Annotated in this window: 28 protein-coding genes; 14 read left to right on the top strand and 14 right to left on the bottom strand. The window is 73.0% G+C overall.

All coding sequences use genetic code 11. The features are described from left to right. Positions 1 to 14: 14 nt before the first annotated feature. The 3 genes from F8271_RS17350 to F8271_RS17340 form a co-directional block, all read right to left on the bottom strand. Entirely contained in the window at positions 15 to 1,190 is a 1,176-nt protein-coding gene (locus F8271_RS17350) for a cysteine desulfurase family protein (protein WP_151490813.1), read from the bottom strand. 104 nt (positions 1,191 to 1,294) lie between these two features. Continuing rightward, complete coding sequence (locus tag F8271_RS17345) at positions 1,295 to 1,948, bottom strand: class F sortase (RefSeq protein WP_151490812.1); 654 nt, start codon at positions 1,946 to 1,948, stop codon at positions 1,295 to 1,297. Then, positions 1,945 to 2,787, bottom strand: coding sequence for a DUF4397 domain-containing protein (locus F8271_RS17340; protein ID WP_151490811.1), 843 nt, complete (start codon positions 2,785 to 2,787; stop codon positions 1,945 to 1,947). Before F8271_RS17340 ends, F8271_RS17345 begins: the two co-directional genes overlap by 4 nt. Before the next feature lie 230 nt (positions 2,788 to 3,017). Here F8271_RS17340 and F8271_RS17335 point away from each other — a divergent pair, with 230 nt between their 5' ends. Beyond that, positions 3,018 to 3,620, top strand: a complete 603-nt coding sequence (locus F8271_RS17335) for an RNA polymerase sigma factor (protein WP_151490810.1) — start codon at positions 3,018 to 3,020, stop codon at positions 3,618 to 3,620. Next, a complete protein-coding gene (locus tag F8271_RS17330; RefSeq protein WP_151490809.1) occupies positions 3,574 to 4,392 on the top strand; it encodes an anti-sigma factor in 819 nt (272 codons plus the stop codon). Before F8271_RS17335 ends, F8271_RS17330 begins: the two co-directional genes overlap by 47 nt. Before the next feature lie 96 nt (positions 4,393 to 4,488). On the opposite strand, the gene F8271_RS17325 is transcribed toward F8271_RS17330, so the two are convergent. From F8271_RS17325 to F8271_RS17310, 4 genes are all read right to left on the bottom strand, one after another. After that, complete coding sequence (locus tag F8271_RS17325) at positions 4,489 to 5,448, bottom strand: electron transfer flavoprotein subunit alpha/FixB family protein (protein WP_151490808.1); 960 nt, start codon at positions 5,446 to 5,448, stop codon at positions 4,489 to 4,491. Between the two features lie 14 nt (positions 5,449 to 5,462). Further along, on the bottom strand, positions 5,463 to 6,242 hold the full coding sequence (locus F8271_RS17320) for an electron transfer flavoprotein subunit beta/FixA family protein (RefSeq protein ID WP_151490807.1): 780 nt from the start codon (positions 6,240 to 6,242) through the stop codon (positions 5,463 to 5,465). A 187-nt stretch (positions 6,243 to 6,429) separates the two neighbouring features. Continuing rightward, positions 6,430 to 6,843: a hypothetical protein gene (locus F8271_RS17315; RefSeq protein WP_151490806.1), complete on the bottom strand. Its 414-nt coding sequence runs from the start codon at positions 6,841 to 6,843 to the stop codon at positions 6,430 to 6,432. Further along, complete coding sequence (locus F8271_RS17310; protein WP_151490805.1) at positions 6,840 to 7,637, bottom strand: GNAT family N-acetyltransferase; 798 nt, start codon at positions 7,635 to 7,637, stop codon at positions 6,840 to 6,842. The genes F8271_RS17315 and F8271_RS17310 overlap by 4 nt, the downstream gene beginning before the upstream one ends. Positions 7,638 to 7,678: 41 nt before the next feature. On the opposite strand from F8271_RS17310, the gene F8271_RS17305 reads away from it, so the two are divergent. Genes F8271_RS17305 through F8271_RS17295 form a run of 3 tightly spaced genes read left to right on the top strand, consistent with a single transcriptional unit; the run spans position 7,679 to position 8,811 of the window. Then, complete coding sequence (locus tag F8271_RS17305) at positions 7,679 to 8,071, top strand: YidH family protein (RefSeq protein ID WP_151490804.1); 393 nt, start codon at positions 7,679 to 7,681, stop codon at positions 8,069 to 8,071. Next, the gene (locus tag F8271_RS17300) at positions 8,068 to 8,373 is read left to right on the top strand and encodes a DUF202 domain-containing protein (protein WP_151490803.1); all 306 of its coding nucleotides are present in this window, start codon (positions 8,068 to 8,070) and stop codon (positions 8,371 to 8,373) included. The genes F8271_RS17305 and F8271_RS17300 overlap by 4 nt, the downstream gene beginning before the upstream one ends. Positions 8,374 to 8,400: 27 nt before the next feature. Further along, positions 8,401 to 8,811 (top strand): PLD nuclease N-terminal domain-containing protein, encoded by a 411-nt coding sequence (locus tag F8271_RS17295; RefSeq protein WP_151490802.1) that lies wholly within the window; start codon positions 8,401 to 8,403, stop codon positions 8,809 to 8,811. Between the two features lie 49 nt (positions 8,812 to 8,860). On the opposite strand, the gene F8271_RS17290 is transcribed toward F8271_RS17295, so the two are convergent. After that, positions 8,861 to 10,483: an acetolactate synthase gene (locus tag F8271_RS17290; protein WP_151490801.1), complete on the bottom strand. Its 1,623-nt coding sequence runs from the start codon at positions 10,481 to 10,483 to the stop codon at positions 8,861 to 8,863. A gap of 82 nt (positions 10,484 to 10,565) precedes the next feature. After that, on the bottom strand, positions 10,566 to 11,339 hold the full coding sequence (locus F8271_RS17285) for an enoyl-CoA hydratase-related protein (protein WP_151490800.1): 774 nt from the start codon (positions 11,337 to 11,339) through the stop codon (positions 10,566 to 10,568). A 98-nt stretch (positions 11,340 to 11,437) separates the two neighbouring features. Between F8271_RS17285 and F8271_RS17280 the strand changes: the two genes are divergently transcribed. From F8271_RS17280 to F8271_RS17270, 3 genes are all read left to right on the top strand, one after another. Further along, on the top strand, positions 11,438 to 11,917 hold the full coding sequence (locus F8271_RS17280; RefSeq protein ID WP_151490799.1) for a DUF6232 family protein: 480 nt from the start codon (positions 11,438 to 11,440) through the stop codon (positions 11,915 to 11,917). A gap of 263 nt (positions 11,918 to 12,180) precedes the next feature. Next, the gene (locus tag F8271_RS17275) at positions 12,181 to 12,663 is read left to right on the top strand and encodes a DUF6232 family protein (protein ID WP_151490798.1); all 483 of its coding nucleotides are present in this window, start codon (positions 12,181 to 12,183) and stop codon (positions 12,661 to 12,663) included. After that, positions 12,660 to 13,031 (top strand): hypothetical protein, encoded by a 372-nt coding sequence (locus F8271_RS17270; protein WP_151490797.1) that lies wholly within the window; start codon positions 12,660 to 12,662, stop codon positions 13,029 to 13,031. The genes F8271_RS17275 and F8271_RS17270 overlap by 4 nt, the downstream gene beginning before the upstream one ends. A gap of 3 nt (positions 13,032 to 13,034) precedes the next feature. Here the strand turns inward: F8271_RS17270 and F8271_RS17265 are convergent, their stop codons facing one another. Beyond that, positions 13,035 to 14,552 carry a dienelactone hydrolase family protein gene (locus tag F8271_RS17265; protein WP_151490796.1) on the bottom strand — a complete coding sequence of 506 codons (1,518 nt, stop codon included), beginning with the start codon at positions 14,550 to 14,552 and terminating at the stop codon, positions 13,035 to 13,037. A 90-nt stretch (positions 14,553 to 14,642) separates the two neighbouring features. On the opposite strand from F8271_RS17265, the gene F8271_RS17260 reads away from it, so the two are divergent. Further along, positions 14,643 to 15,224, top strand: a complete 582-nt coding sequence (locus F8271_RS17260; RefSeq protein WP_151490795.1) for a hypothetical protein — start codon at positions 14,643 to 14,645, stop codon at positions 15,222 to 15,224. 37 nt (positions 15,225 to 15,261) lie between these two features. Here the strand turns inward: F8271_RS17260 and F8271_RS17255 are convergent, their stop codons facing one another. Then, positions 15,262 to 15,720 (bottom strand): rhodanese-like domain-containing protein, encoded by a 459-nt coding sequence (locus F8271_RS17255; protein WP_151490794.1) that lies wholly within the window; start codon positions 15,718 to 15,720, stop codon positions 15,262 to 15,264. A gap of 70 nt (positions 15,721 to 15,790) precedes the next feature. Between F8271_RS17255 and ftrA the strand changes: the two genes are divergently transcribed. Beyond that, a complete protein-coding gene (gene ftrA, locus F8271_RS17250; RefSeq protein ID WP_151490793.1) occupies positions 15,791 to 16,825 on the top strand; it encodes a transcriptional regulator FtrA in 1,035 nt (344 codons plus the stop codon). 10 nt (positions 16,826 to 16,835) lie between these two features. On the opposite strand, the gene F8271_RS17245 is transcribed toward ftrA, so the two are convergent. After that, positions 16,836 to 17,732, bottom strand: a complete 897-nt coding sequence (locus tag F8271_RS17245; protein WP_151490792.1) for a ribokinase — start codon at positions 17,730 to 17,732, stop codon at positions 16,836 to 16,838. Between the two features lie 19 nt (positions 17,733 to 17,751). Next, positions 17,752 to 18,594, bottom strand: a complete 843-nt coding sequence (locus F8271_RS17240; protein ID WP_151490791.1) for an ABC transporter ATP-binding protein — start codon at positions 18,592 to 18,594, stop codon at positions 17,752 to 17,754. 131 nt (positions 18,595 to 18,725) lie between these two features. On the opposite strand from F8271_RS17240, the gene F8271_RS17235 reads away from it, so the two are divergent. Both F8271_RS17235 and F8271_RS17230 read left to right on the top strand, forming a co-directional pair. Further along, on the top strand, positions 18,726 to 19,733 hold the full coding sequence (locus F8271_RS17235; RefSeq protein ID WP_151490790.1) for an ABC transporter ATP-binding protein: 1,008 nt from the start codon (positions 18,726 to 18,728) through the stop codon (positions 19,731 to 19,733). Next, complete coding sequence (locus tag F8271_RS17230; protein ID WP_151490789.1) at positions 19,730 to 20,746, top strand: ABC transporter permease subunit; 1,017 nt, start codon at positions 19,730 to 19,732, stop codon at positions 20,744 to 20,746. Before F8271_RS17235 ends, F8271_RS17230 begins: the two co-directional genes overlap by 4 nt. 124 nt (positions 20,747 to 20,870) lie before the next feature. Here F8271_RS17230 and F8271_RS17225 read toward each other — a convergent pair whose 3' ends face one another. Continuing rightward, on the bottom strand, positions 20,871 to 22,046 hold the full coding sequence (locus F8271_RS17225; protein WP_151490788.1) for an ROK family transcriptional regulator: 1,176 nt from the start codon (positions 22,044 to 22,046) through the stop codon (positions 20,871 to 20,873). 168 nt (positions 22,047 to 22,214) lie between these two features. Between F8271_RS17225 and F8271_RS17220 the strand changes: the two genes are divergently transcribed. Both F8271_RS17220 and F8271_RS17215 read left to right on the top strand, forming a co-directional pair. Further along, complete coding sequence (locus F8271_RS17220) at positions 22,215 to 23,669, top strand: glycoside hydrolase family 3 N-terminal domain-containing protein (RefSeq protein WP_151490787.1); 1,455 nt, start codon at positions 22,215 to 22,217, stop codon at positions 23,667 to 23,669. A 95-nt stretch (positions 23,670 to 23,764) separates the two neighbouring features. Continuing rightward, a partial coding sequence (locus F8271_RS17215) for a hypothetical protein (RefSeq protein WP_151490786.1) occupies positions 23,765 to 24,171 on the top strand: 407 nt, incomplete at its 3' end.

Genomic DNA, 24,171 nt, shown 5'->3' with positions numbered 1-24,171 from the left:
AGGGCTGGGCCGGGTTAGCGGGGGGTTCGGGGGGACGCGGCTCGGCGGGCTCGTTCCACCGCTGCGGGAAGGGCCGCGATGAGGGCGTCGACGTCGGCCTGGGTGCTGGTGTGGCCGAGGGTGAAGCGCAGCGAGGAGCGGGCGCGGTCGTCGTCGGCGCCCATCGCCAGCAGCACGTGCGAGGGCTGGGCCACGCCGGCGGAGCAGGCCGAACCTGTCGAGCAGGCGATGCCCTGGGCGTCGAGCAGCAGCAGCAGGGCGTCACCCTCGCAGCCCGGGAAGGAGAAGTGCGCGTTGCCGGGCAGCCGGTCGACCGGGTCGCCGTTGTAGATCACTTCGGGCACCGCCCGCCGGACCCGTTCGATCAGGTCGTCGCGGAGCGCGGCGACCCGGGCGGCGTACTCCTGCTGGCCCTTGACCGCGGCCTCCACGGCGACGGCGAAGGCGACGATGCCGGCGGTGTCCAGCGTGCCGGAGCGGACGTCGCGTTCCTGCCCGCCGCCGTGCAGGAGCGGGGTGGCCGCCACGTCCCGGGCGAGCAGCAGGGCGCCCACACCGGTCGGGCCGCCCAGCTTGTGCCCGGTGACGGTGAGCGCGGCGACGCCGCTTGCGGCGAAGTCGACCGGCACCTGACCGACCGCCTGGATGGCGTCGGTGTGGAACGGCACGCCGTGTTCGGCGGCGACGGCGGCCAGCTCGGCGATCGGCTGGACGGTGCCCACCTCGTTGTTCGCCCACATGGCGGTGACCACGGCCACCCGTTCGCCGTACGCGGCCAGCTCGGCGCGCAGCGCCTCCGGGTCGAGTCGGCCGGCGTCGCTGACGGGCAGCAGACCGACCTCGGCGCGCTCGTGCTCGGCGAGCCAGTCGACCGCGTCGAGTACGGCGTGGTGTTCGACGGCGCTGGAGACCACCCGGCGGCGGTCGGTGCCGGCGTCGCGGCGGGCCCAGTAGATGCCCTTGACCGCGAGGTTGTCGCTCTCCGTGCCGCCACCAGTGAAGATCACCTCGGACGGGCGGGCACCGAGGACGGCAGCCACCTGCTCACGCGACTCCTCCACGCGGCGGCGGGCACGACGACCTGCCGCGTGCAGGGAGGACGCGTTGCCGACCTCGCGGGCGGTGGCGACGTACGCCTCCAGTGCCTCGTCGAGCATCGGAGTCGTCGCCGCGTGATCCAGGTAAGCCATCACCGTCCAGCCTACGGCCGACAGGTCGGGGCCCGAAGGGCGGAGGGGACTCCGCGCCGGCCGGGGTGCGGCTTCCCACCCCGGCACGGCGCGGGCGGACCCGCTCAGGCGGGCACCGCGGTGACGACGATGTTGTCGCGGTACTTGCGGGCCTTCGCGTCGAACGGGCCGCCGCAGGTGATCAGGGTCAACCGTGGCTTGCCGTCGCGGGCGAAGTACCGGTCCAGCGGAATCTTGGTCTTGGCGTACTCCTCCCGGGCGACGACCCGGTAGCGGCGAGCCTTGCCGTCGCTGCCGGTCGCGGTGAGGGTGTCGCCCTGGTCCAGCTCACGCAGCCGGAAGAACGCACCCTTGCCCTGCTTGGCGCTGTCCACGTGGCCGGCGATGACCACCGAGCCGGCGGCCGTCTCCAGGCCGGGGCCGTACCGGTACCAGCCGATCTGGTTGACGCCCGGCGGCACCTCGAACTCGTTGGTGCGCTCGTTGACGCCGACCGCGTTGACCGTGGCGGTGACGTTGATCTCGGGGATCACCAGCCGTACCGGCGGGATGGTCTCCGCGTCGGCGGGCAGCTCACCGGCGGTCACCGGGACCGACGGGGCGCTGGCGGCGGCCGGTGGGGTGCTGGCCAGCGTGCTCGCCTCCTCGGCGCCCACACTCTCCGTCGGCTGGGAGCCGCACGCCACCAGGGCGGCGACGGTGAGCGCGGCGACGCCGGCGGCCATGGCCGCCAGCGCGCCGCGGTTGCGCACCGTCACTGACGACCGGTCCGTGCGGTCGCCATCCGCACCCCGCCGCCGAGCAGCAGGAGTACGCCGGCGCCGGTGAGCACGTACCACCAGGTGTTCACGCCCGTGCCGGCCTGACCACCGTCGCCGCTGGGCACGCCGCCCGGGGCGGAGTGCAGCCCGGTGATGGTCTGCGCGACCACGTCGAGGGTCTTGCCCTCGGCGGAGCCGATCGCGTAGACGATCGCGTAGACGATCGTGGCGGTGCCCTCCTTGAGGTTCAGGTCGGCCGGGCCGATGGCCACGGTGTCGGTGCCGGCCAGCACCACGTCCGCCTTCACGGTGCCCGCGTCGACGTCGCCCTTGGCCTCGTTCGGGTTGGTGAGGCCCTTGAAGACCGGGGTGCCACCGGCGCGGACGTCCACCTCGGGGGCGGCGGCGGTGTGCCGGACGATCAGCCGGGCCTTGCCGGCGTCGACCTTGGAGACGTCGTTGACGAACGGCGTGATCTTCGGCTTGCCGGCGGCGTCGAGGTGCGCGGCGATGCTGATGTTCGCCCCGCCCGGTACGGCCGCGTTGTCGACCTTGAGGATCGCGCTGCCGATCGGCTCGCCGGGCTTGGTGAGCGCGATGTCGTAGTCGCCCTCCTCCAGGTTCAGCGGGCCGGCCACGTCGCCGGGCTTGAAGTTGTCCAGCGTCTTCTTGCCGTTGACGTAGACGTCGACCGGGGTGTCCGGGATGCCGTGCACGACGGAGACCTTCGACGTGGCGGCGTACGCGGGGGTGGCGGTGAACGCGGCGACGCCGGCGAAGGCCAGCGCGGCGACCGCGCCGCCTGCGGCGACCCGACGGAAGTACGAGAGCTGCATGTCTGCCTCCTGGTGATTGGTGCTGATTCGTCAGGCCTGGCTTGCAGAACGGGTTACGCCGGCTCTCCGACGGGTGGATGCGCACCGGACGCGTTTTTCTTTTTCGGCCGCATCCGCATCCGGATCGGGTGCGGGCGACGAAGAGCTGGTGAGATGACATCGACCGGGGAAGTGGGGCGGAGACTGTGGCAGCTACAGTCGGGCATGCCCCATCGAAGGCGAGCCGCCCGATGACGGCGCCACGACAGGAACCGGACCCCCCGGTGGACGACCTCGCTCCGCGGTTCTGCGCCGGTGACGAGGCAGCGCTGCGCGAGGCGTACGACCGGTACGGCCGCGCCGTCCTGCACCTGGCCACGTCGATGCTGGCCAACCGCAGCGACGCCGAGGACGTGACCCAGGCGACGTTCGTCGCCGCCTGGCTGGGCCGCGGCACGTTCGACCCGGCCAAGGGGTCGCTGATCGGTTGGTTGCTCGGCATCGGCCGGCGCAAGGTGATCGACCGGATGCGCGCCTCGGCCCGGGAGACCCGGGTGGTGGAGACGGTCCGGCAGCTGGCCGAGCCGGCGCCGACCGGTCCGGACCCGGACCGGGTGGTGGATCGGTTGGTGATCGCCGACGAGCTGGCCCGCCTGCCGGACGACCAGCGACGCATGCTGGAGCTGGCCTTCTACGACGACCTGACACACCAGCAGATAGCCACGGTGACCGGGGTGCCGCTGGGCACCGTGAAGAGTCACATCCGGCGCGGCATGGCGAGCTTGAAACGCAGATGGGAGGTGGACGGTGCAGCACCTGGACCACGACCGGCTGGTCTTTCTGGCGCTCGGTGAGACCGAGGCGGACAACGGGGAGAGCACCCACCTCGACAACTGCGCGCACTGTCGGGTGGAGCTGCAGGCGTTGCGGCAGGTGGCCGGCCTCGGCGTGGAGACGCAGGGTCTGGCCGACCTGCCCGACCCGCCGGAGCACATCTGGCAGGGCATCGTGGCCGAGGTCCGGGCGGCCGAGGCCGTGCCGTCGCTGACCGAGGCCCGCCGGCAGCAGGCCACCGAGCCGGTGACGATCGTGCAGCGGTCGAACGGCTCTGCGGCCAAGCCGCACACGCCGGGTGCTTCCGGCGCGGAGTCGGGCGGCAGGTCACGAGCGCGGCGGCGCGGCGGTTGGTCGCGTTGGGCGGCCAGCACGGTGGCCGCCGTGGCGGCGGCGGCGATCGGCGTGGTGGGTACGGTCTCGGTGCTGCGCCCGGACGATCCGGAGCCCGCTCCGACGCCCGCGGTGCTGGCGAGTGCGCCGCTCGCGGCCTTCGGCTCGACGCCAAAGGCGGCCCAGGGCGACGCACGGATTCTGCAGAACGGCCAACTACATCTGCATGTGGCGAATCTCCCGCGCGTGCCGGGGTACTACGAGGTCTGGCTCATCAACCCGACGACGATGCAGATGTTCTCGGTCGGCACCCTCGGTGGCGACGCGGACGCTCTGCTGCCCCTGCCCCCGAATGTCGACCTCAAGAGCTACTCGGTGGTCGACGTTTCCGCCGAGCAGTACGACAACAAGCCCGCGCACTCCGGTGACAGCCTGCTGAGGGGCACCCTGACGGGCTGATCGGCGGGCCGGCTCAGCTCCCCGGCCCGCCGATCAGCTCCCCACGAGAAAGTGGCCGCCCGGCAACGGGCGGCCACTTTTCTCTGTGTCAGACGCTCACTTGCGCTTGCGGATCTCCTCGGCGGCCTGCGGGACGATCTTGAACAGGTCGCCCACCACGCCGAAGTCGGCCAGCTCGAAGATCGGCGCCTCGCCGTCCTTGTTGACCGCGACGATGGTCTTCGAGGTCTGCATGCCGGCCCGGTGCTGGATGGCACCGGAGATGCCGAGCGCGACATACAGCTGCGGGGAGACCGTCTTGCCGGTCTGACCCACCTGGAACTGGTGCGGGTAGAAGCCGGAGTCGACCGCCGCGCGGGACGCGCCGACGGCGCCGCCGAGCAGGTCGGCCAGTTCCTCGACCAGCTTGAAGTTGTCGGCGTTGCCGACGCCACGGCCGCCGGAGACGACCACGCCGGCCTCGGTCAGCTCGGGCCGGGAGCCCTTCTGCTCGGCGACCCGCTCGACGACCGTGGCCAGCTTGTCGGTGTCGGTGACCGAGACGGTGAGCTGCTCGATCGCCGGGGTGGCGGCGGCCGGGGCCGGGGTGACCGAGTTGGGTCGCACGGTGACCAGCGGCAGGCCCTTGGTGACCTTGGACTTGACGATGGTGGAGCCGGCGAACGCGACCTGGGTGGCGGTGCCGTCGGCGGCCAGGCCGACCACGTCGGTCAGGATGCCGTTGTCCAGCTTGACGGCCAACCGGGCGGCGATCTCCTTGCCCTCCTGGGCCGACGCCAGCAGGACGGCGGCCGGCTGCACCCGCTTGACCAGTTCGGCCAGCACGGTCGCCTTGGGGGCCACCAGGTAGCCGTCGATGTCGTCACCCTCGGCGGCGTAGATCTTCTCCGCGCCGTACTCGCCCAGCTTGGCGCTCAGCGCCTCCGCGGCGCCGGTGCCGCCGAGCACCACCGCGCTCGGGGTGCCCAGCTCGCGGGCGAGGGTGAGCATCTCCAGGGTGACCTTCTTGACGCCGAATTCCTTGGTGGCTTCGACGACGACGAGAACCTCAGACATGTCCAGACCCGCTCTCACACGAACTTTTCGGTGGCGAGGAACTCGACCAGCTTGACGCCGCCCTCGCCCTCATCGGTGATCTTGGCGCCGCCGGAGCGCGGCGGACGCTTGCTGTGCTCGACCACGGCGCTGGTCGCGCCGTCGAAGCCCACCTCGGTCGGTGCGACGCCGAGGTCGGCCAGCGAGAACGTCTGCACCGGCTTCTTCTTGGCGGCCATGATGCCCTTGAACGAGGGGTACCGCGGCTCGTTGATGGTGTCCCAGACGGAGACCACGGCCGGGGTGGAGGCGGTGACGACCTCGTAGCCCTCCTCGGTCTGCCGCTCAACGGTCAGCGTCGCGCCGTCGACGGTGAGCTTGCGGGCACCGGTGAGCGCCGCGACACCGAGCCGCTCGGCGATCATGTGCGGCATGACCTGGACGCGGCCGTCGGTGGACTCGGCGCCGCAGATCACCAGGTCGGCGTTCAGCTGACCGAGCGCGGCGGCGAGCACCTTCGAGGTGGCCACGGCGCAGGACCCGTGCAGGGCGTCGTCCAGCACGTGCACGGCCTTGTCCGGGCCCATGGAGAGCGCCTTGCGGATCGACTCGGTCGCCCGGTCCGGACCCATGGTCAGGATGGTGACCTCGCCGCCGTGCGCCTCCTTGATCTTCAGCGCCTCCTCGATGGCGTACTCGTCCATCTCGTTGATCACGTTGTTCGCCGAACCGCGGTCGACGGTGTTGTCGTCATTGCGCAGGTTGCGGTCCGCGCCCGAATCAGGCACCTGCTTGACGAGTACGACGATATTCATCGCGCTTCGACGACCCTCCTGTGTGGTGATGCGATTCGCTCGCCCGGTCTGGGGCGCAGCCTCGCGCGTCGGTCGACGCCCGGTCAACCGCGGGCTGTTGTGCAGTTGCCCACGGCGCAATGTTACCTGCCAGTAGGTTGCGGCTCCCGGGCACACAGAGTGACACAGGTCACCGGCAGTGGCGCGGTCAGGCCGGTTCGGCCAGCGCACCCCGGATCCGGTCGATGACCGCCGCCTCCGCCGGCGCCACCCCGTTGTGCGCCCGGGCCGCACGGTCCGCCGCCGTCAACACCACCGACCGGTACGTCTCGACGTCCGTCGGCGCCTTTTCCCGCAGGATCCGCACCGCGCCGGTGAGCGCCGGCAGCACCACCGACTCGATCTCCAGCTCGGAATCGCGGGGCAACCAGGGCAGCGGGCCGGTGGTCAGCGCCTCCTTGACCACGCCGCTGGCGTCGGCCAACGCCCCGGAGGCGGCGAAGCTCTCCCGGAACACCCCCAGCATCCCGGGGTCGGCGTTGGAGACCAGGAGGACGGCACCGAAGGCACCGGTCTTGAGGGTCAACCGCTCCTCATCCGTCAACCGCTGCTCCATGATCACGGAGTGTAGACGTACGGCGTGGTGGTGGTGACCGGGATGAGGCCGAGCCGTTCCAGGATGGGCCGGCTGTCCTCGGAGCAGTCGACCTGCAACAGCGTCCGACCCCGCTGCTCGGCCAGCCGCGCCCGGTAGGTGACCAGCGCCCGGTAGATGCCCCGGTGCCGCCACTGCGGCAGGGTCGAGCCGCCCCACAGGGTGGCGAAACCGGTGTTCGCCGGGAACCGCACCCAGCCCGCACTCACCACCGTGTCGTTCGCCTCGGCCACCACGACGGTGATCGAGTGCGGGTCGGCGTCGATCTCCTTGGCCAGCCCCCACACGAGGTGCGAGCGGTCCTCCTGCCAGACCTCCTCCTCCATGGCGGCGATCCGCTCCAGGTCTTCCCGGGAGGTCACCTCGCGCAGGCGTACCCCCTCGGGGGCGACCGGCAGCGCGGCGGCCAGCGGCGCGACCGGCCCGACCACGACGGTCTCCCGGTCCTCCGGCACGAAGCCGGCGGCGCGCAGGCGGTCCGCCAGGTCCGCCGGCTCGTCGTGCCCGTTGAGCTTCCACTCGACCGACTGGCCGCGCTCGCGGAACAGCTCCACCTGCCGGGCGATCAGCTCGTCCAGCGCCGCGCCGGTCAGCCCGCCCAGGTCGCGGTACGTGAGGAACCCTCCCGCGTCGAGCCCGATGATCCGGACCAGCGGCCCATCCCGCTCCACCGTCACCCCGGCCGGAACCGGGTCGGGGATCTCCGGGCGGAGCTGGTTGTCGTAGGCGTTGCGCAGCGTCAGCACATCAAGATCGGTCACCGGCCCAGGCTAAGCCGGGACGGAAGCGAATAATCGACAGCGTGTGGGAGGCGATCAAGCGATGGTTCGACCCGGCGGAGGCGCGCGCGGTCGGCGAGACACCGGACTACCGGTTCTCGCTGGCCAACGAGCGGACCTTCCTGGCCTGGCTGCGCACCGCCCTGGCGCTGGTCGGCGGCGGGCTGGCCGCCGCGCAGTTCCTGCCGCCCCTGCCGATGGGCCACCTGCGCGAGGTGATCGCGATCGCGCTGCTGCTGCTCGGCGGCATCGTCGCCGTCCGCGCCGTGGACCACTGGGCACGTACCGAACGGGCCATCCGGCTCGGCGCGGAGCTACCCGCGTCCCGGTTCCCCGCCGTCCTGGCCCTCACCGTCGGCGCCGGCGCGCTGCTGCTGGTGGTCGCCGTGCTGGTCCGGGCGGTCGGCGCAGGGTGAGTGCCGGACGCGATCCCGGGTTGCAGCCGGAGCGGACCCGGCTGGCGTGGCGGCGCACCCTGCTGGCGTTGACCGTGGTGACCGTGCTCGCCGTCCGGCTGGGGTCGACCGGCGGCCCCGTCGGCACGCTGGCCTCCGGCGTCGCCGTGCTGCTCTGGGGCGCCGCGCTGGTGCTGTGCTGGTCGCGGGGCACCGGCACCGGGCCGGCGCGCACCGGTGGCCGCACACTGCCCCTGGTCGCGTTCGGCACCGTCGGGCTCGCGCTGCTCGGTGCGCTGCTGGTGATGAGCGGACTGTGGTGACGGGACGCGGTGCGCCATGATGGGTGGATGGCCCGGCTGTACGTACTCCTCTTCCTGGCGCAGATCGTCCTCGCCGTCTGCGCGCTGATCAGTTGCCTCTCCGCCGAGGAGGGTCAGATCCGCGCCCTGCCCCGGATCGCCTGGGTGCTGATCATCCTGTTCTTCCCGCTGGTCGGGTCGATCGCCTGGTTCGTCGCCGGCCGGGAGCCCAGCTCCGGTGCCCGCAAGCCCTGGCCGACGGGCGGGGCCGCCGACCGGCGGCGGCGCCCGCTCGCGCCCGACGACGACCCTGAGTTCCTCCGCTCGGTGCAGGAACGCTCCCAGCAAGAGGACCAGGAGCTGTTCCGCCGCTGGGAGGAGGACCTGCGCCGCCGCGAGGACGACCTTCGCCACCGCGACGGTGACCCGCCGCGCGAGGGTGACCGGCCGGAGGTCTGACACGAGCCGCCGCCGCCCGTTGCGGGGCGACGGCGGCTGCGGGCGCGACTCAGGCCAGGTTCGACGAGCGGGGGTACGCGTCGGTCGGGTCGGTGAGCACGTTGACCAGGTACGGCACGCCGGCGTCGAACGCCCGCTGCAACGCCGGGCCCAGGTCGGCGGCCTTCGCGACCGTCTCGCCCGCGCCGCCCAGCGCGCTGACCACCGTGTCGTAGCGCAACTCCGGTTGCAGGTCGGCGGCCACGTCGTAGCCGTACATGGCCTTCATCGGATGCTTCTCCAGGCCCCAGATGCCGTTGTTGCCGACCACGATCACCACGGGCAGCTTCTGGCGGACCAGCGACTCGACGTCCATCAGCGAGAAGCCGGCGGCACCGTCGCCCATCAGCACACAGATCTGCCGGTCCGGGTGGCTGACCCGGGCGCCCATCGCGTAGCCCATGCCGGTGCCCAGGCAGCCGTACGGGCCCGGGTCCAGCCAGGTGCCGGGCTGCGCCGGCTCCAGGTAGCGGCCGGCGTACGAGACGAAGTCGCCGCCGTCGCCGATCGTGATGGCGTCGGGGGCGAGCACCCGGCGCAGCTCGCCGTAGATCCGGGCCGGCCGGATCGGGTCGGTCTCGGCGGCCATCTCCTGCGCGTCGCGCGCCTTGGCCGCGTCCTCGGCGGCGCGCAGGTCGGCGATCCAGTCGCTGTGGTCGGCCCGGTCACCGGCGTGATCGGCCAGCGCGGAGAGGATCAGGCGCAGGTCGCCGGCGGGTGCGGCGGCCGGCTGCACGTGCCCGGCGCGCTGGCTGGGCGCGTCGACGATGTGCACCACCTTGGCGTCGCCGAAGTCACCGAAGCTGAGCCGGAAGTCCAGCGGGGTGCCGACGACCACGACCACGTCGGCGCCGGAGAGCGCCGCCCGGCGGGCCTTGGCGAAGGAGAGCGGGTGCTCCGGCGGGAGCGAGCCGCGCCCCATCCCGTTGGTGAACACCGGCACCTGCAACGCCTCGGCCGCCTCCCGCAGGGCGGCGACCGCGTCGCCGGCGTACACGTCGGAGCCGGCGATGATGACCGGGCGCTGCGCGGCGGCGATCAGCAGCGCGGCGCGGCCGACCTCCTCCGGGTCGGGTACGACCGGGTCGATGCCCTCCACGGTGGGCAGTTCGGCCTCGGCGACCGAGAAGACCGTCTCCAGCGGGAAGTCGAGGAACGCCGGCCCGCGGTGCGGGGTGAGCGCGGCGGTGAGCGCGGCACCCACCGCGCGCGGGATGTCGTCGGTGCTGAACACCGTCTCGGCGTGCTTGGTGACCGGTGCGACCAGCGGCAGGTGGTCCATCTCCTGGAGGCTGCCCGACCCCCAGCGGAACGCGGGCGCCCGGCCGCCCAGCACCAGCACCGGTGAGGCGTTGAAGGAGGCGCTGGTCATGCCGGAGATGCCGTTGGTGACGCCCGGCCCGGCGGTGAGCACGGCGAGGCCGGGGCGGCGCTGCAGCTTGGCGACCGCCTCGGCGGCGAAGACCGCGGACTGCTCGTGCCGGACGTCGTAGATCGGGAAGTCGGTCTTGTGCGCGGCGTCGTAGAGCGGGAAGACGTGCCCGCCGGACAGCGTGAACATCTCCCGTACGCCGTGCGCGCGGAGCGCCGCCAGCGCCAACTCTCCGCCGTGGCCCTCGATCCGCTCCGTCATTCGCTGCTCCCCTTCGTCCCGCATGACCGAGGCCCCACGCTACTGGCCGGTAGGAACAATGTGAACCGTTCTCGGCTAATAGTCAGCGGCCGGTGAAGTCCGGCTTGCGTTTCTCCACGAAGGCCGCCATGCCCTCGCGCCGGTCGTCGGTGGCGAACAGCGCCGCGAAGAGCTGACTCTCCCAGGCCAGGCCCGAGTTCAGGTCCATGTCCAGGCCGCCGTCGACCGCGAGCTTCGCGGCGCGCAGCGCCTGCACCGGCCCGTTCAGGTACGGCGTGATGAGCGCGACCGCCGCGTCGTACACCTCGGCGGCCGGGACGACCCGGTCGGCCAGGCCGATGCGCAGCGCCTCCTGGGCGTCCACCATCCGCCCCGACATGATCAGATCCTTGGCGCGGGCCGGGCCGACCAGCCGGGCCAGCCGTTGGGTGCCGCCCGCACCGGGGATGATGCCCAGCTTGATCTCCGGCTGCCCGAGCTTGGCGTCCTCGGCCACGACCCGCCAGTCGCAGGCCAGCGCCAGCTCGCAGCCGCCACCGAGGGCGTAGCCGGTGATCGCGGCGACCACCGGCTTGGGGATCCGGGCGATCGCGCCGAGCGCGCTGGACAGGTTCGCGGCCCGGTCGGCCATGTCCACATAGGACATCTCGGCCATCTGCTTGATGTCCGCGCCGGCGGCGAAGACCTTCTCCCCGCCGTACACGATGACGGCGCGGACCTCGGGGTCGGCGGTGGCCGCCGTCGCGGCGGCGCGCAACTCCTCCTGCACCTGGGTGTTGAGCGCGTTCATCGGCGGCCGCTCCAGCCGGATGGTGCCGATGCCGTCCCTGGTCTCCAGCCGAACGAACTCGCCCACGCTGCCCTCACTTCCTCGTCGAAGTCGCGTGCCAACCTTACGACCCGGCTCGTTTGGGTAAGTAGTGTGGTGTCAGCCCCGCGGGCGGGAGTCCAGCCATGATCACGTATTACGACGACAGGTCGGTGCAGGTCACCTCCACCGCCGTCCGGGTGGACGGCCGGGCCTATCCGCTGGCCGAGATCACCCTGGTGTGGCACCGCCGAGGCACGCGTTCCTGGCGGGTGCTCGTGGGGCGGGGCGCGATCGGCGCCGCACTGGCCGGCCCGCTGATCGCGGCCGTGCTCGGCATCGGCGTGGCCGTCTGGCTGCACCGATCGCCCACGGTGACGATCGCCATCGTCGGCGCGTCGGTGCTCGTCGGGCTCGCCATCGGGCCGGTCGCCGACTTCCTCTTCGAACACCTGGACCGCTCGTACGCCCGGGGCAGCCGGCAGCTGGAGATCTGGGCCCGCTGGCGTGGCCAGCCGGTGCAGCTGCTGCGCACCGGCGACGCGCTGCGTTTCGGTCAGATCTACCGGGCGGTGCAGCGCGCCATGGAGCACAGCCAACCGGCCCACCCCGTCACCCGCCGCTAGCCCTCCCGGCGCGGGCTCGGCCGGCGTGGACCCGGCCGGCGTGGACCCGGCCGACGTGAGCCCGGCCGGCAGGGGGTCGGCCATACTCTCCGCAGAGCCCTTGGAGTTGCTGTCGTCAATGCATCGGGGAAAGAAGCCCTCGATGTCGCAAGCCCGTGATGTCGTTGACGACATCACCTCCCAAGGACGGCCACACCACCCGCACCCCCCAAGGGGGCTCGCCGGGCCGGGGCCGGTTTGCCTGGTGGTGGTTAGGCTTAGTGATGACCCTCTATTACCGGGACGACGCGGTGCAGGTGACCTCCGAGTCGATTCGTTCGGGTGGTCACGTGGTCGCCCTCTCCGACGTGACGTACGTCTGGCACGCGCGAGGTCCGAAGACGCTCGCGGTGCGCGGCCGGGTGCTCGGTCGCGGTGTTCTGGTGCTGCTGCTCTCGCTGCCGCCGCTGGTCGCGCTGGTCTGCGTCGTCTCGCTGGCCTGGTCGGCGCAGGATCGGGGCAACTGGAAGGTGACGCTGATCGTCCTCGCCGCGTTCGCGGTGGGCGCGTTGGCGTTGATCCCGTTCCTGGAGATCCCGCTCGGCTGGCTCGATCGCTCCTACGAGCGCGGCAGCCACGTGCACGAGCTGTGGGTGCAGCACCACGGCCGGGAGGATCTGCTGGTGCGCACACCGGACGCGCTACGGTTCGGGCAGATCTACCGGGCCGTGCAGCGCGCCGTCGAACAGCAGGGAGACCATCGATGACCACCCGCCGCGGCGAGGCCGTCGCCCTCGCCGGCCTGCTCGCCGCGGCCGGCGTCACCCATCTGGTACGCCCCGGCGTCTACGACCTGATCGTGCCGCGCGCTCTGCCCGGCCCGGCCCGCTTCTGGACGTACGCCAGTGGAGTCGCCGAGTTGGCCGTGGCGGCGGCGGTGGCGCATCCGGCCACCCGCGCTACCGGTGGTCGGGCGGCTGCCGCCCTGTTCGTCGCCGCGCTGCCGGCGAACGTGAAGATGGCGGTGGACTGGCGGCACCGCCGCCCGACGAAGCGGGCCATCGCCTACGGTCGGGTGCCGATGCAGGTACCGCTGATCTGGTGGGCGTTGCGGGTCGCCCGCGCCGGCCGTTAGGGGTCAGCTCAACGGCAGGGTGGTGGCGATCGGCCAGCCCACCAGCACGGCGCCGGGCACGGCCAGCAACCAGCGCGGGGCCGCGTACCGGCGCAGCACGGCCGCCCAGACGACGTGCCAGCCGAGCAGGAACGCGAACAGCGGGACCACCAACAGCACGAACCCGGGTGCGAGGCCGACCAGCGCCGACGCGGTCAGCACCAGCACGGTGACCGCGACGACCAGCAGGTGCCGACCGGTCCGGCCGGCGGCGACCGACTCCACGCCCAACAGGAACACCAGGCAGGCGGCCAGCACCAGCGGGAGCAGCCACCAGCGGGCACCCACCGGCAGTGCCGAGGTCAGGCCCAGGTGGATCGGCAGCGCGACGGCGAGGACCGCGTACCCGGTCAGTGCCACCGCCGCGACGATCGTCCGGGCCGGGGCTGGCGGTGACGTCTCGCCGACGGCCGGGACCGGCGGTGACGTCGCGCCGGGCAGCCAACGGTGACCGGCGAGCACCAGCACGCCGGTGACCAGCAGGAAGCCGGTGACATAGCCGCCGACGGCGAGCGGGAGGCGGGTCGTCGGCAGCACCGCGGCGACGGCCGCGCCGAGGCCGGCCGCCACGACCGCCAGCCCGAGCAGCGCCAGACCACCGATCGGCACCCGGTCGGTCGACCGGCCGCCGTTGGAACGTCGGGTCAGGAGCAGGGCCGCCAGCGGGACCACGCCGACGCCGAACGCGAGCAGCAGCAGCGCCGCCCCGGCGAGCCGGACCAGCGGTGGGGGCGCGGCGTCACCGTCGACGCTGGGCAGCCAGTCGGCGATCTCCTCGTGGGTACGCGGGGCGAACAGCACCGAGATGTGCTCCACGCCCGGCACCACCACGGCCGGCCGCCGGCCCACCGCCGCACCCCGTCCGACGGCGTCGTCGGCCGCGTGCCGGAACCCCGGGAACTCCGCGCCACCGACGATGAGCAGCAGCTCCGCCGGTCGACCCGGGGGCAGCTCGCCGGCGTCGGGCAGCGAGATCGCCACGGTCCGGGCGATCTCGGCATGCCCGGCCGCGTACCGGGTCACGGCGCCGGCACCCATCGAGTGCCCGACCAGCATGATCTGGGCCGGATCCACGTCCGGGAGCGAGCGCAGGTAGCCGACGGCGTGGTCGAGGTCGGCGGCGAGCGTGTCGTTCGAGGTGTCGCCGGCGAGCCGGGCCGGGTTGGCACCGTGCCCGGCGAAGTCGAACAGCAGGGCGACCGCTCCACGACGGGCGACGGTGTCGGCGATCGGTCGCATCAGTCGGGCCGAGCCGGCGAAGCCGTGCGCGATCACGACGCCGGGACGCCGCACGTCGGACATCGGCGGGTCGGCACGTACCTCGGTCATCGGCACGCCGCCGACGGTCACCTGCCGGGCGGTGAGGCCGGCGTCCGCCCGGCCCAGCACCTGCGCGCCGAGTGCGGCGGCGACCGCCGCGACGACGGCGAGAAGCACGGCGGTACGGGTGCTCGACGGTTGGTGCGGCGAGGGGGCCGACATGCCGGCACCCTACCGTCGGGCGGGCCGGCCGAGGCCCCACCGGCCGCGGCGGACGAGCGGTTGTGGTGCGGGCGACGCACACTGGATCCCATGGCGATCCCCCTCCCCACACCGGCCGCGATGGTCGGTCTGACCCGATCCGCTCTCGATCAGGCCCTCGGCTCGGCCGCCTCGTTCGCCGCCGTGCCCGCCCGCGCGTTCGCGGTGCTGGACGGGGTGGAGGCGCTGCTCGCCCGGATCAACGGTGTGGTGGACCGGATCGAGACGACCCTGGACCGGACCGACCAGGTGGTCGCGAAGGCCGATGCGGTGGCCGACCGGGCCGCCGTCACCGTGGGGACCGCGGCGGAGGCGGCCGGCACGGCGGCCGAGCTGCTGGCGGCGTACGAGCCGGCGCTGCGGCGGGCCGCACCGATGGCCGAACGGTTCGTCGAGCAGCTCAGCCACGAGGAGATAACCGCCGCGATCCACCTGGTCGACGAGCTGCCCAAGCTCAAGGAGCACCTGACGGCGGACATCCTGCCGATCCTGGCCACCCTCGACCGGGTCGGGCCCGACCTGCACGATCTGCTCGACGTCACCCGCGACCTCAAGCTGGCCGTGGCCGGCATCCCGGGGCTGGGCATGCTGCGCCGGCGCGGCGAGAAGCTGGTCGACGACCCGGCCCTCTGAGCGCTCGCCCGCCAGCGAGGCCCTGCCCACCGCCGGGTCAGCAGTCGCAGGTGATCGTCGAGCGGGGCGCGGTCAGGTCGTCGACCGGGCGGCGCGTCAGCCCCGTGTCCGTGACGACCGGCAGGCCCTCCCGCACCCAGTACTCGAACCCGCCGAGCATCTCCTTCACCGGGTGACCGAGCCGGGCGAACTCCAGCGCGGCCCGGGTCGCGCCGTTGCAGCCCGGCCCCCAGCAGTAGGTGACGACCGCCGCGCCGGCCGGGATCAGACCGGCCGCACCGGTGGCGATCTCGGCGGTGGGCAGGTGCACCGCTCCCGGCAGGTGTCCCTGCGCCCAGGCGGCTGGCCCCCGGCTGTCGACGACCACCAGCCCGGGGATACCGGCGGACAGGTCGGCATGCACGTCGCTGACGTCGGTCTCGACGCTGAGCCGGGCGAGGAAGTGGGCGGCGGCGGTGGTCGGATCGGCCGCCGGGACGGCAAAGGTGAAGGTCATGCACCGATCCTGGCGGCCGGCCCCGCGCCGGACGAGTGGCGGGAAAGACGTTCTGCGCTAACATCCCGCCATGCCGCCCCACGCCCAGGCCGCCCACCCGTTGCCAGTGCCGGCGGCGCGTCGGCCGGCGGCACGGCACCGCGTCGCCGTGCTCGCCTACCCGGGGATGTCGATGTTCGAGACCGGCATCGTCACCGAGGTGTTCGGACTGCCCCGGCCCGAGTTCGACGTCGACTGGTACGACCTGGTCGTCTGCGCCGAGCGGCCCGGTCGGGTGCCGGTCGTGGGCGGCGCCAGCCTGCACACCCCGTACGGCCTGGAGGAGTTGGCGACCGCGCAGACCGTCATCGTGCCCGGCGTACCCGACGTGACCGCCGAACCGTCGCCCGAGTTGGTGGACGCCCTGCGGCGGGCGCACCGGCGTGGTGCCCGGATCATGTCGATCTGCTCCGGCGCGTTCGCGCTGGCCGGCGCCGGACTGTTGGACGGACGGCGGGCCACCACCCACTGGCGGTACGCGGAGCTGCTGGCGCGGCGGTATCCGCTGATCGCGGTGGACCCGGACGTGCTCTACCTCGACGACGGCGAGCTGTTCACCAGCGCCGGCAGCGCGGCCGGGCTCGATCTCTGTGTGCACGTGGTGCGGCGGGACCACGGTGCCGCGATCGCCAACGCGGTCGCCCGCCGGTTGGTGATCCCCCCGCATCGTGACGGTGGGCAGGCCCAGTTCGTCGAGGCGCCGGTGACCACCGATCCGGCCGACGACCGCATCGCCGGCAGCATCGACTGGGCGCTCACGCACCTCACCGAGCCGCTGAGCGTGGCCCAGCTCGCCGGGCAGGCACACATGTCGCCCCGCACCTACCTGCGGCACTTCGCCCGCGCCACCGGGACCAGCCCGATCCGGTGGGTCATCGACCAGCGGGTGCGGGCCAGTCTGGCGCTGCTGGAGGAGACCGACGCCCCGGTCGAGCAGATCGCGGGCGCGGTCGGCTTCGACACCCCGGTCACCTACCGCCACCACTTCGGTCGGGTCATGCTGACCTCGCCGTCGGCGTACCGTCGGGCCTTTCGCACCGCGACGGCGACCGGCCAGCCGGCCTGACGCGGGTGGGTCAGCCCCGCGCGTACAGCTCGTCGATCTCGGCCCGCTGCGGCAGCGCCACCGAGGCGCCGAGTCTGCGTACGCAGGCCGCGCCGGCAGCGGACGCCCAGCGCACCGCGTCGACGATGTCGCGCCCCTCACCCCAGCCGACGGCCAGCGCGGCGGTGAACGCGTCACCCGCCGCCGTGGAGTCGACCACGTCCACCTGGAACGCGGGCACGTGCGCCTCGGTGCCGTCCCGGTCGACGTACCAGGCGCCGGCACCGCCGTGGGTGAGCACGGCGCGGGGCACCAGGTCGAGCAGCGCCCGGGGCTCCTCCCGACCTCGGCCGGTGAGGGCCTGCGCCTCGCCCTCGTTGACGACCAGCAGGTCCACCGACGCGAGCAGCTCCGGCGGGAGGTCCCTCGCCGGGGCGGCGTTCAGGATGACCCGCGTGCCGGCGGCGCGGGCGGCCACCGCGGCGGCGGCCACGGTCTGCACCGGGATCTCCAACTGGGCGACCAGGACGTCGGCCCCGCGTACCGTAGCCAGCTCTTCGTCGGTGAGGCCGACCAGCGCGTCGTTCGCGCCGGGGGTGACCACGATGGCGTTCTCGCCCTGAGCGTTGACCATGACCAGGGCGACCCCGGAGGTGCCGTAGACCACCCGCAGCTGGTCGGTGTCCACGCCGGCGGCGGTGATCCGGGCCCTGAGCGTGACGCCGAACGCGTCGGAGCCGATCGCGCCGAGGAACGCGCAGGAGGCACCGGCCCGGGCGGCCGCGACGGCCTGGTTGGCGCCCTTGCCGCCGGGCACCATCACGAAGTCGGTGCCGAGCATGGTCTCGCCGAGCCGCGGCAGCGAGGGCGCCATCGCGACCAGGTCCATGTTGGCGCTGCCCACCACGGCCACGCGGGTCTGGGACACGGTCACCCTCCCTGGTCGCTCAGGCGGCGCGCGCGGTGTAGCGGCCGCCCGACCGCTCGACCACCAGCGGCAGGCCGAAGGTCTTGGAGAGGTTGTCACCGGTCAGCGTCTCGGCGAGCAGACCCTGGGCGACCACCGCGCCCTCGCGCAGCAGCAGTGCGTGGGTGAACCCGGGCGGGATCTCCTCCACATGGTGGGTGACCAGCACCATGGCGGGCGCGTCCGGGTCGTACGCCAGCTCGGCCAGCCGGGCCACCAGGTCCTCGCGGCCGCCCAGGTCGAGACCGGCGGTCGGCTCGTCGAGCAGCAGCAGCTCCGGGTCGGTCATCAGGGCACGGGCGATCTGCACCCGCTTGCGTTCGCCCTCGGAGAGGGTGCCGTAGCGGCGTTCGGCGAGGCCGCCGACGCCGAGTTGACTGAGCAGGGCCCGCGCCCGCGCCTCGTCGCCGCGGTCGTAGCTCTCCCGCCAGCGGCCGACCACCGACCAGGCGGCCGTCACCACGACGTCGCTGACCTGCTCATCGGCGGGCACCCGCTCGGCGAGCGCGGCGGTGGAGAGCCCGATGCGGGTGCGCAGCTCGTTGACGTCGGTGCGGCCGATCCGCTCACCGAGCACGTGGGCGACACCGGTGGTGGGGTGCAGCCGCCCGGAGGCGAGGTTGAGCAGCGTCGTCTTGCCGGCCCCGTTGGGCCCGAGCACGACCCAGCGCTCGTCCAGCTCGACCCGCCACGTCAGGTCCTGCAGCAGCGCGGTGCCGGACCGGCGTACGCCGACGCCGTCGAGGCTGACCACCAGATCCGGGTCCACGGACGTGGCGGAGGAGGTGGCGTCGGCAGCGCCGGGGATCAGGTCACCAGTCACCACTCCATCCAACCACGCAACGCCGAGGCGCCCCCCACGGGCGGCGCCCCGGCCATAGGGTGGGGCACCGTGTCGTTGATCACCACACTCGGAGGACGGCCCATGCTCGATCAGGGTACGGAGCCGCGCGGATGAGCGCGGTCATCGAGATCGAAGGTCTGCGCAAGACCTTCCACAGCGTGCGCAAGGGCAGACGGGTGGCGGTCGACGGGTTCGACCTGGTGGTCGAGGCGGGTCAGATCCACGGCTTCCTGGGGCCGAACGGCTCGGGCAAGACCACCACCCTGCGCGCCCTGCTCGGGCTGGTGCGAGCCGACGGCGGGCGGATGACCGTGCTGGGTGAGCCCTCGCCGGAGTTGCTGCCCCGGGTGGCCGGCCAGGTGGGTGCCATCGTGGAGAGCCCGCAGTTCTTCGGCAACTTCAGCGGCCACCGCACGTTGCGACTGCTGGCCCGCGCCGGCGGGGTGCCGGTGTCGCGGGTGGACGAGGCGCTGGAACTGGTGGGCCTGCGCGACCGGGGTGACGAGCGGGTGAAGGCGTACTCGCTGGGCATGAAGCAACGCCTGGCGGTGGCGTCGGCGTTGTTGAAGGATCCGCGGCTGCTGATCCTGGACGAGCCGGCGAACGGGCTGGACCCGGCCGGCATCCGGGAGATGCGGGACCTGATGCGGTCGCTGGCGGCGTCCGGGGTGACCGTGCTGGTGTCCAGCCACATCCTGGGCGAGATCCAGCTGATCTGCGACCACGTCACGATCATCTCGCGGGGGCGGCGGGTGGCGGCCGGCCGGGTGGACGAGGTGCTGGCCGGCTACGACCGGCACGAGTTCCGGGTCCGGGTGGCCGAGCCGGAACGCGCCGTCGAGCTGTTGCAGGCGGCCGAGCTGACGGCGATGGTGGACTCGGGTGCGCTGGTGGTGGGTGGGGTGACCGATTCGACGGTCATCAGCCAGGTGCTCGGCGAGCAGGGGCTGTGGGTGGGCGAGCTGACGCCGCTGCGGCCGGATCTGGAGAGCGTCTTCCTGGAGCTGACCGGTGCCGGTGAGCATCCGTCGGTGCCGCGCCAGGTCGACCAGGCGGGGCCGCCGTCCGGCGCGGAGGGCGAGCCGATCGATCTCGACGTACGGGGGGTGGACGCGTGAACCTGGTCCGTGCCGAGGTGGAGCGGCTGTCCGCCCGCCGTTTCGTGCAGCTCATGGTCGTTCTGCTGGTGCTGGCGTTCGGTGTCACGGCGGCGACCACGCTGGCCGGCTCCCACAAGCCGAGCGCCGAGGAACTCTCCGTGGCGCGGGCGAAGGCCAACGAGGCGCGGCAGGGCATGGAGGTCGCCTTCCAGGAATGCCTGGCCCGGCAGAACGAGACGCCCCCGCGGGGGGACACGGAGGGCTACTACCCCAGGGACTGCTCGGAGATCGACCCGATCCGGGGCGATCGGCTCCCGATCGCGGCCGACTTCCTGGTCGGCGTGTTCAGCTTCGCCGAGCAGGCCCGCCCGCTGCTGTACTTCCTGATCGCGTTCCTGGTGTTGTTCGGGTTCCTGATCGGCGCCTCCTACATCGGCGCGGACCTGAACTCGGGCGGCGTGGTGAACCTGCTGCTGTGGCGTCCACGACGGCTGACGGTGCTCGGCACCAAGCTGGCCACCCTGCTCGGCGCGGTGCTGGTGGTGTCGTTGCTGGCCTCGGTGTTCTACCTCGCGACGTTCTGGGTGATCGGGCAGACCGCCGGGTTGGCGGGGCGGTTCAGCGATGACTTCTGGTCTTCGCTGGCCGCGGTGCACGGCCGTGGTCTGGTGCTGGTGCTGTTGGCCACCGCCCTCGGCTTCGCCATCGCGACGCTGGGCCGGCACACCTCGGCGGCGCTCGGCGCGGTTGCCGCGTACGTGGTGGTGTGGGAGCTGGGTGGCCGGCTGGTGCTGGAGATCGTCGACGCCCGGCGGCCGGATCAGCTGATGCTCTCCAGTCACATCGGGGCGTGGCTGACCGGCGAGGCCCGGTTCTGGGATCCCCAGCTCTGCGCGAACAGCCGGCCGGGCGTCTACTGCGAGGGCTTCTACAGCCTGACCTGGGTGCCCGCGCTGCTGGTGCTGCTCATGATCACCGGTGGGCTGGCGGCGGCGGCGTTCGCCGTGTTCCGTCGCCGGGACCTGATCTGAGTCGCGGTCGCCGGGCCGCCCACGAAGCGGGGCGGGCGGCCCGGCGGCCGGAACCAGCACGGCAACAGCTTGCAGCTCGACTGTCGGCGGTGAAATATTCCTTCACATGACCGCCCCTGCGGGCTCAGCCGACGGTGGAGCCGAACACCTCGTCACGGACGGCGTTCAGCGCGGTGCGCAGTGCGCCGTGCAGGATCGGCTCCTCGGTCAGCCCGGTGGGCACCACCCGTGGCCGCACCAGGGTGATCGCCGCGACCTCCCGCTGCACCCGCTCGGCGAGCGCCGCCCCGCCGGCCTGGCCGACCTCGCCCGCGAGCACCACCAGCGGCGGATCGAGCACCACGCAGGTGCTGGCCACGCCGAGCGCGAGCCGGCGGGCCAACTCGTCGAGCATCGGGGCACCGTCGGCGCCGGCGGCGACGGCGGCACGGACGGCCTCGGCGGCGTCGCCGTCCGGGTATCCGTGCTCGCGGGCCACCGCCCGGACCGAATCCCCACCGATCAGCTGCTGGAAGGCCGGCTTGGCGCGGCGGGAGACGTCGCGCGGGATGGGCGCGCCGGGCACCGGCAGGTAGCCGATCTCACCGGCCGCGCCACTGCTGCCGTGGTGCAGCCGCCCACCCAGCATGATCGCGAGACCGACGCCGGCACCCACCCAGACCAGCACGAAGTCCGACAGCCCCTGCGCGGCCCCGGACTGCGCCTCCGCCACGGCGGCCAGGTTGACGTCGTTCTCGAAGACCACCGGGGTGTGCAGGTCCTCGCGCAGCGCGGCGAGCAGGCCGCTGTGCCACCGCGGCAGGTTGAAGGCGAAGGTGATGTCGCCGGTGCCGGGGTCGACCAGGCCCGGCGTGCCGAGCACGATCCGCCGTACGCTGCTCAGCTGCGCCTGGGCGCTGCTCGCCGCCTGCACCACCGCGTTGTGCACCACGCCCACCGGGTCGTCGGTGTCCCGGGTGGACTGCTCCACCCGGCCGATCACGGCACCGGTGATGTCGGCGCACGCGGCCACCACCCGGTCCGGGCCGACGTCCACCCCGACCACGTGCGCGCTGGCCGGGCGGACGGCGTAGAGCTGGGCGTTCGGCCCTCGCCCGCCGGCCTGTTCACCGACCCGGCTGACCAGACCGCGCTCCTCCAGCCGCTCGACCAGTTGGGAGGCGGTGACCTTGGACAGCCCGGTCAGCTCGCCGAGCCGGGCGCGGGTCAGCGGCCCCCGTTCCAGGAGCAGTTCCAGTGCCGCACGGTCGTTGAGCGCCCGCAACAGGCGGGGGGTACCGGGCAGCCGGGTCGCACTCATGCCACGTCCTCTAGTTTTAGTAAACTTTGCTAACTGTAAACCGACCTGCGAACGGGTAGCCGTAGCGTAACGGCCACCCGCAGGCGGAGCGCTCGGCCGACCCGGCAGGGCGTAGACCACCGCCGGTACGAGGTTCGAACCCGCCGGGCACCGAAGGAGGACGATCACGTGGGGCTGGATCCAGGACTACGTCGGCTCGCGCTGGGCACGCTGCTCGCCGCGTACCCGGGACCGGTCCCGCCGGACTGGGCGGTCGACCTGGTGGCCGACGGGCTGGCCGGGCACACCCTGTTCGGCACCAACGTGCACGATCCGGCCCAGGTGGCGGCGAGCACTGCCGCCCTGCGCGCCGGCCGGGAGGACGTGCTGATCGCCATCGACGAGGAGGGCGGGGACGTGACCCGGCTGGCGCACGCCACCGGCAGCCCGTACCCCGGCAACGCCGCCCTCGGCGCGATCGGCGACGTGGCGCTGACCCGCCGCGTCTACCAGGCGATCGGCGCCGAGTTGGCCGCGCTGGGCGTCACCGTGAACCTCGCCCCGACGGTGGACGTGAACACCGCCGACGACAACCCGGTGATCGGCACCCGCTCGTTCGGCGCGGACCCGGTGCGGGTGGCCGCCCACTCGGCCGCCGCCGTGACCGGCCTCCAGGCCGCCGGGGTCGCCGCGTGCGCCAAGCACTTCCCCGGCCACGGGGCCACCGTCACCGACTCCCACCACGAACTGCCCACCGTGGACGTCCCGCTGGGCCTTCTGCGTCAGCGCGACCTGCCGCCGTTCGCCGCGATCGTCGCCGCCGGCGCGCGCGCCGTGATGACCGCGCACATCCGCGTGCCGGCGCTGACCGGCGACGGGCCGGCCACCTTCAGCCGGGCGGTCCTGGTGGATCTGCTCCGCACCGAGTACGGCTTCACCGGCGCCATCATCACCGACGCGCTGGAGATGAAGGGCGCGGCCGTGGCGGCCGGCGGGGTCGGGCCGGCCGCGGTCCGGGCCCTGGCCGCGGGCGCCGACCTGCTGTGCATCGGCGCGAAGGTCGACGCCGACCTGGTCGAGCGGGTGGCCGCCGAGATCGTCGAGGCGCTGGGTGACGGCCGGTTGGCGACCGCCCGGGTCGAGGAGGCGGCCGGCCGCGCCGCCGCACTCGCCGCCTGGACCCGGAGCGCCGGCACGACGCCGGTCACCGCCGACACCGAGCTGGGGTACGCGGCGGCGCGCCGGGCGGTCCGGGTGGACGGCGTGCTCGCCGACCTGGACCAACCGCTGGTGGTGCAACTGCACACCGAGTCCACCATCGCCGAGGGGCGGGTGCCGTGGGGTCTCGGTCCGCACCTGGACGGGATCCAGGAGATCCGGGTGGTCGCCACCGAGACCGATCGTGCGACGTTGCGCGGACTCGCCGGCGACCGGCCGATCGTGCTGGTCGGACGGCACCTGCACCGGCTGCCCGGCGGGCCGGAGCTGATCTCCGGCCTGGCCGCCGAGCATCCGGTGACCGTGGTGGAGATGGGCTGGCCGGCACAGTGGCGTCCGGACGGCGTCCGCGCGTTCGTCACCACGTACGGCGCGAGCCACGCCAACGGCCGGGCGGCGGCCGAGGCGCTGGGTCTCGCCGGCTGAGCCGTCCGTCACACGCACCCCACTCTTGAACATGTTCAAGAGCTGTCCTACGCTGACGCCATCGGTAGTTGAACGCGTTCAAGAAAGGCGTCCGCATGGACATCAAGGTCTGGATGTACGTGATCTACCTCGCGGTCAGCGTCGGCCTGACCATCTGGGTGGCCCGGGCGCTGTCGCGCAACGGGCAGGTCTTCCTGGAGGAGGTGTTCGCCGACGAACGACTGGCCCGCGCGGTGAACAGCCTCCTGGTGGTCGGCTTCTACCTGCTCAACCTCGGCTACGTCACGGTGGCCATGAAGCACCCCGAGCCGGTGCTCTCGACCAGCCAGGCGATGGAGGAACTGTCCCTCAAGATCGGCCTGGTGCTGCTGGTGCTCGGCGCGCTGCACTTCTTCAACGTCTTCGCGCTGGGCCGCTACCGCCGCAACCGGCTCCGCCAGTTCGCCACCCACCCGCCCGTCGCCCCGATCGGCCGGCTCCCCATGCAGCCTGCGCCGCATGG

Origin of the sequence: Micromonospora sp. ALFpr18c (genome assembly GCF_008868155.1) — a bacterium.
In the GTDB taxonomy this organism is placed as follows: domain Bacteria; phylum Actinomycetota; class Actinomycetes; order Mycobacteriales; family Micromonosporaceae; genus Micromonospora.
The sequence above is the reverse complement of the archived record's forward strand: the minus strand, read 5'-3'. Positions and strand labels throughout refer to the sequence as shown.

Bases quoted from the DNA above. Each gene is read 5' to 3' on its own strand.
- F8271_RS17325 (WP_151490808.1), bottom strand. From the start codon at position 5,448: ATGTCTGAGGTTCTCGTCGTCGTCGAAGCCACCAAGGAATTCGGCGTC.
- F8271_RS17260 (WP_151490795.1), top strand. From the start codon at position 14,643: ATGGCGATCCCCCTCCCCACACCGGCCGCGATGGTCGGTCTGACCCGA.
- F8271_RS17255 (WP_151490794.1), bottom strand. From the start codon at position 15,720: ATGACCTTCACCTTTGCCGTCCCGGCGGCCGATCCGACCACCGCCGCC.
- F8271_RS17350 (WP_151490813.1), bottom strand. From the start codon at position 1,190: ATGGCTTACCTGGATCACGCGGCGACGACTCCGATGCTCGACGAGGCA.
- F8271_RS17335 (WP_151490810.1), top strand. From the start codon at position 3,018: ATGACGGCGCCACGACAGGAACCGGACCCCCCGGTGGACGACCTCGCT.
- F8271_RS17265 (WP_151490796.1), bottom strand. From the start codon at position 14,552: ATGTCGGCCCCCTCGCCGCACCAACCGTCGAGCACCCGTACCGCCGTG.
- ftrA (WP_151490793.1), top strand. From the start codon at position 15,791: ATGCCGCCCCACGCCCAGGCCGCCCACCCGTTGCCAGTGCCGGCGGCG.
- F8271_RS17270 (WP_151490797.1), top strand. From the start codon at position 12,660: ATGACCACCCGCCGCGGCGAGGCCGTCGCCCTCGCCGGCCTGCTCGCC.
- F8271_RS17225 (WP_151490788.1), bottom strand. From the start codon at position 22,046: ATGAGTGCGACCCGGCTGCCCGGTACCCCCCGCCTGTTGCGGGCGCTC.
- F8271_RS17280 (WP_151490799.1), top strand. From the start codon at position 11,438: ATGATCACGTATTACGACGACAGGTCGGTGCAGGTCACCTCCACCGCC.
- F8271_RS17290 (WP_151490801.1), bottom strand. From the start codon at position 10,483: ATGACGGAGCGGATCGAGGGCCACGGCGGAGAGTTGGCGCTGGCGGCG.
- F8271_RS17295 (WP_151490802.1), top strand. From the start codon at position 8,401: ATGGCCCGGCTGTACGTACTCCTCTTCCTGGCGCAGATCGTCCTCGCC.
- F8271_RS17320 (WP_151490807.1), bottom strand. From the start codon at position 6,242: ATGAATATCGTCGTACTCGTCAAGCAGGTGCCTGATTCGGGCGCGGAC.
- F8271_RS17340 (WP_151490811.1), bottom strand. From the start codon at position 2,787: ATGCAGCTCTCGTACTTCCGTCGGGTCGCCGCAGGCGGCGCGGTCGCC.
- F8271_RS17235 (WP_151490790.1), top strand. From the start codon at position 18,726: ATGAGCGCGGTCATCGAGATCGAAGGTCTGCGCAAGACCTTCCACAGC.
- F8271_RS17275 (WP_151490798.1), top strand. From the start codon at position 12,181: ATGACCCTCTATTACCGGGACGACGCGGTGCAGGTGACCTCCGAGTCG.